Annotated in this window: 4 protein-coding genes; 3 read left to right on the forward strand and 1 reads right to left on the reverse strand. The window is 66.9% G+C overall.

What is annotated here, in order from left to right:
* Nucleotides 1–179 precede the first annotated feature (179 nt).
* Entirely contained in the window at nucleotides 180–1,226 is a 1,047-nt protein-coding gene (locus WC493_RS22215) for a CDP-6-deoxy-delta-3,4-glucoseen reductase (protein ID WP_373068639.1), read from the reverse strand.
* A 14-nt stretch (nucleotides 1,227–1,240) separates the two neighbouring features.
* On the opposite strand from WC493_RS22215, the gene WC493_RS22220 reads away from it, so the two are divergent.
* The 3 genes from WC493_RS22220 to WC493_RS22230 form a co-directional block, all read left to right on the forward strand.
* On the forward strand, nucleotides 1,241–2,131 hold the full coding sequence (locus tag WC493_RS22220; RefSeq protein WP_373068641.1) for an NAD-dependent epimerase/dehydratase family protein: 891 nt from the start codon (nucleotides 1,241–1,243) through the stop codon (nucleotides 2,129–2,131).
* Entirely contained in the window at nucleotides 2,119–2,535 is a 417-nt protein-coding gene (locus WC493_RS22225) for a CopD family protein (RefSeq protein WP_373068643.1), read from the forward strand. Before WC493_RS22220 ends, WC493_RS22225 begins: the two co-directional genes overlap by 13 nt.
* A 2-nt stretch (nucleotides 2,536–2,537) precedes the next feature.
* Nucleotides 2,538–3,640: class I SAM-dependent RNA methyltransferase (locus tag WC493_RS22230; RefSeq protein WP_373068645.1), on the forward strand; the 1,103-nt coding region annotated here is incomplete at its 3' end.

Here is a 3,640-nt window from a genome sequence, read left to right on the forward strand (position 1 = left end):
AGAACGCGAGACTCGCACTGGAAGTCTGCTCGCGCGGCTATGTGATGGAAAGCGGACTGATCACACTGGCGGATAGCTCCGCCGCGCTGCTCGCCGATTCGCGCGTGCGCACCGCCTACCTCGGCGAATAGCCCAGGAGTCGGCGCTGGCGCTACGGCGAGTCGGCGCGGCGAGTCCCGTCAGGCGGGAACGGCTGGGCTTGCCACCGGTGCAAAGGTGAAAGCGTCGGCGAAAAACTCTTCGACCGGCAAACCCCGCTCGGCGAACTCGGCGCGTGCCGCGTCGATCATGGCCGGCGCACCGCAGGCGTAGACCTGATACGGAGAGAGATCGGCGTGGTCCTCCAGCACGGCGCGATGCACCAAGCCCGTGCGCCCCTGCCATGCGTCCTGCGCGGTCGCGTCGGACAGCACCGGCACATAGCAGATATGGCTGTGCGCCGCCGCCCATTCCCGGGGAAGATCAGGCAGATAGAGCCCGGCACGGTTGCGCGCACCCCAGTAGATTTCCATCGGTCGCGTGATGTTCTGGTGAATGGCGTGTTCCACCAGCGCCTTGATCGGCGCAAAGCCCGTGCCGCCGGCGAGCAGAATCATCGGCTTGGTCGATTCCTCGCGCAGGAAGAAGCTGCCGTAGGGCCCCTGGAAGCGCAGGATATCCTTCTCCTTCATCGCGCCGAAGACATGCCCGGTGAATTCGCCGCCGGCGATCAGGCGGATATGCAGTTGCAGGAAGCCGTCGTCATGCGGCGCATTGGCGATCGAGAACGCCCGTCGCTTGCCATCCTTGAGAAGGAACTCGATGTACTGGCCGGCAAGAAACTGCAGGCGCTCGTTGGCCGGCAATTTGAGGCTCAGCACGATCACATCGTCGGCCACGCGCTCGATCTTCTGCACCCGGCAAGGCATGATCTTGACCGGAATGTCCTTCGCCGTGCCCACTTCTCGGCATTCGAGCACCAGGTCGGAGAGCGGCTTGGCGCAGCAGAATAGCGCGAGACCGCTGACGCGATCCGCCGTCGGCAGGGCCTGCTCCTGGGCCAGGCCGTGATCAACAAGTCCGTCAATGACGCGGCCCTTGCACGCGCCGCAGGCGCCGTTGCGGCAGCCATAGGGCAGGGTCAGGCCGGCGTCGAGCGCCGCCTGCAGCACGGAGTCGCTGCCATCGGTGGTGAAGCTGTGCCCGCTGGGTTGGAGCGTGACGCGAAATGAGGTGGCTGGGGCCATGCGATAATTGTCCGATGCGAAGATTGCTGATCATTGGTTGCGGTGACGTGATGCGCCGCGCGCTGCCGCAACTCGTGCAGCGCTGGCATGTGCTGGCACTGGTACGCCAACGCGATCCGCAACTGGCAGCGCTGGGCGTCACGCAGATCGAGGGCGATCTCGACCGGCCCGACACCTTGGCACGGCTGGCCGGCGTCTCCGATGCGGTGATCCACAGCGCGCCGCCGCCGTCGCAAGGGACAGGCGACCCGCGCACGCGGAACCTGATTGCCGTCCTGCAACGCGGCAAAAGTCTACCACGCCAACTTGTCTACATCAGCACCAGCGGCGTCTATGGCGATTGCGGCGGCGCGCGGGTCAGCGAGACGCGAACGCCCGCCGCACAGTCGGCGCGGGCGGCACGGCGGGTCGATGCGGAAAATCGCCTGCGCCGCTTCGGCCGCGAGGAACGCGGTCTATGCCGCGTCAGCATCCTGCGCGCGCCGGGCATCTATGCGGCCGACCGCCTGCCGCTGGAACGGCTGCACAAGGGCCTGCCGCTCATGCTGCATGGCGAAGACAGCCATACCAACCACATCCACGCCGACGACCTCGGTCGCGCCTGCATCGCCGCACTGGTCCGCGGCCGTGCCAACCGCGTGTACAACATCAATGACGACTCGTCGCTGGCGATGGGCGAATGGTTCGACGCGCTGGCCGACGCCTTCGCGCTGCCGCGCGCCCCGCGCCTGCCGCGCGAGGAGGTGCGGCGCGCGGTACCGCCGCTGCAGTGGTCGTTCATGAACGAGTCGCGCCGCCTCGACAACACGCGGATGAAACGCGAGTTGCGCCTGGGCCTGCGCTACCCGACTGTCGCGGCGGCACTCCCGCAAGCCGTTGGAGAGGAAGCATCATGCTCTGGGTAAAGGCCTTCCACATCGTCTTCGTCGTGAGCTGGTTCGCCGGGCTTTTCTACCTGCCGCGAATTTTCGTGAACCTCGCCATGGTCCCGGCCGACAGCCGTGCCGAACGCGAGCGCCTGCTGCTGATGGCGGGGAAGCTCTATCGCTTCATCACGCCGCTCGGCGTGCTGGCGATCGCGCTGGGACTTTGGCTGTGGTTCGGTTTCGGCTTCGCCGGCGGTTGGCTGCATGCGAAGACGGCGCTGGTCATCGTCCTCGCCGGGTATCACCTCTGGTGCGGGAAGCTGCTCGCCGAATTCACCGGCGGCAGATCGACCAGGACGCATGTCTGGTTCCGCTTCTTCAACGAGGTGCCGGTGCTGGTGCTGGTGGCAATCTGCATCCTTGCCGTGGTGAAGCCGTTCTGAGCATGAACCACTATTTCGCCACCTGCCCGCGCGGCCTCGAAGCCCTGCTCGCCGAAGACCTCGCCGACGCCGGCGGCAAGGATGTCGCCGTCGTCCCGGGCGGCGCCGGCTGCAACGGCAGCCTCGAGACGGGCTACCGCATCAACCTCGAATCGCGCATCGCGACGCGGGTCCTGTGGCGCATCGCGCACGGCGGCTATCGCAGCGAAGCCGACATCTACCGGATGGCCTACGACGCTGACTGGTCGAAGCTGTTTTCGGTGGATCGCTCGATTCGCGTCTATGTCACGGCGATCCGCTCGCCGCTGAAGAGCATCGAGTTCATCACGCTGAAGGTCAAGGACGCGGTCTGCGATCGTTTCCGCGCCGATACCGGACGGCGGCCCAGCGTCAATACCAAAAACCCCGAAGTGCGCATCCACCTGTTCGTCACCGACCAGCAGGCCACGCTCTATCTCGACACGTCCGGCGAACCGCTCTACGTGCGCGGCCACAAGCTGGCCAAGGTCGGCGCGCCGCTCAAGGAAAACCTCGCAGCCGGGATCCTGCGCCTTTCCGGCTGGCAACCGGGCACGCCCTTGCTCGATCCGATGTGTGGCAGCGGCACCTTCCTGCTCGAAGCGGCGCAGATGTCCCTCGACGATGCGCCGGGACTGTCGCGCGAGCCCGGCGATTTCGGCTTCGAACACCTCAAGACCTTCGACGCCGGCCTCTGGCGCAAGCTGCAGCGGGAAGCCGCGGAGCGCCGGCGCGAGGCGACCGCCCTGCCGCTGTTTGGCAGCGACATCGACGCCGATGCGGTAGCCCGCACGCGGCAGAACCTGGCCGGTGCGGGCCTCGACGATCTGGTCACGCTGGAACGGGCCGACCTGCTGAAACGCCCGGCGCCGGCGCCGGCGGGCGTGCTGGTGGCCAATCCGCCCTATGGCGAACGGCTCGGCAGCGAAGAGGAACTCGCGGCCTTCTATCCCGCGCTGGGCGACGCCCTGAAGCAGCGCTTCGCCGGCTGGAGCTGCTGGTTCCTCTCGGCCGACACGCGGCTGCCCAAGCTGATCCGGCTGCAGACCTCGCGCAAGATCCCGCTCTACAACGGCGCGCTCGAATG

It is taken from the genome of Zavarzinia sp. (genome assembly GCF_041650655.1).
Classification (GTDB): Bacteria; Pseudomonadota; Alphaproteobacteria; order Zavarziniales; family Zavarziniaceae; genus Zavarzinia.

What these genes read in the sequence shown, in the direction of transcription:
- WC493_RS22215 (WP_373068639.1), bottom strand. Translation starts at nt 1,226, where the DNA reads ATGGCCCCAGCCACCTCATTTCGCGTCACGCTCCAACCCAGCGGGCAC.
- WC493_RS22220 (WP_373068641.1), top strand. Translation starts at nt 1,241, where the DNA reads ATGCGAAGATTGCTGATCATTGGTTGCGGTGACGTGATGCGCCGCGCG.
- WC493_RS22225 (WP_373068643.1), top strand. Translation starts at nt 2,119, where the DNA reads ATGCTCTGGGTAAAGGCCTTCCACATCGTCTTCGTCGTGAGCTGGTTC.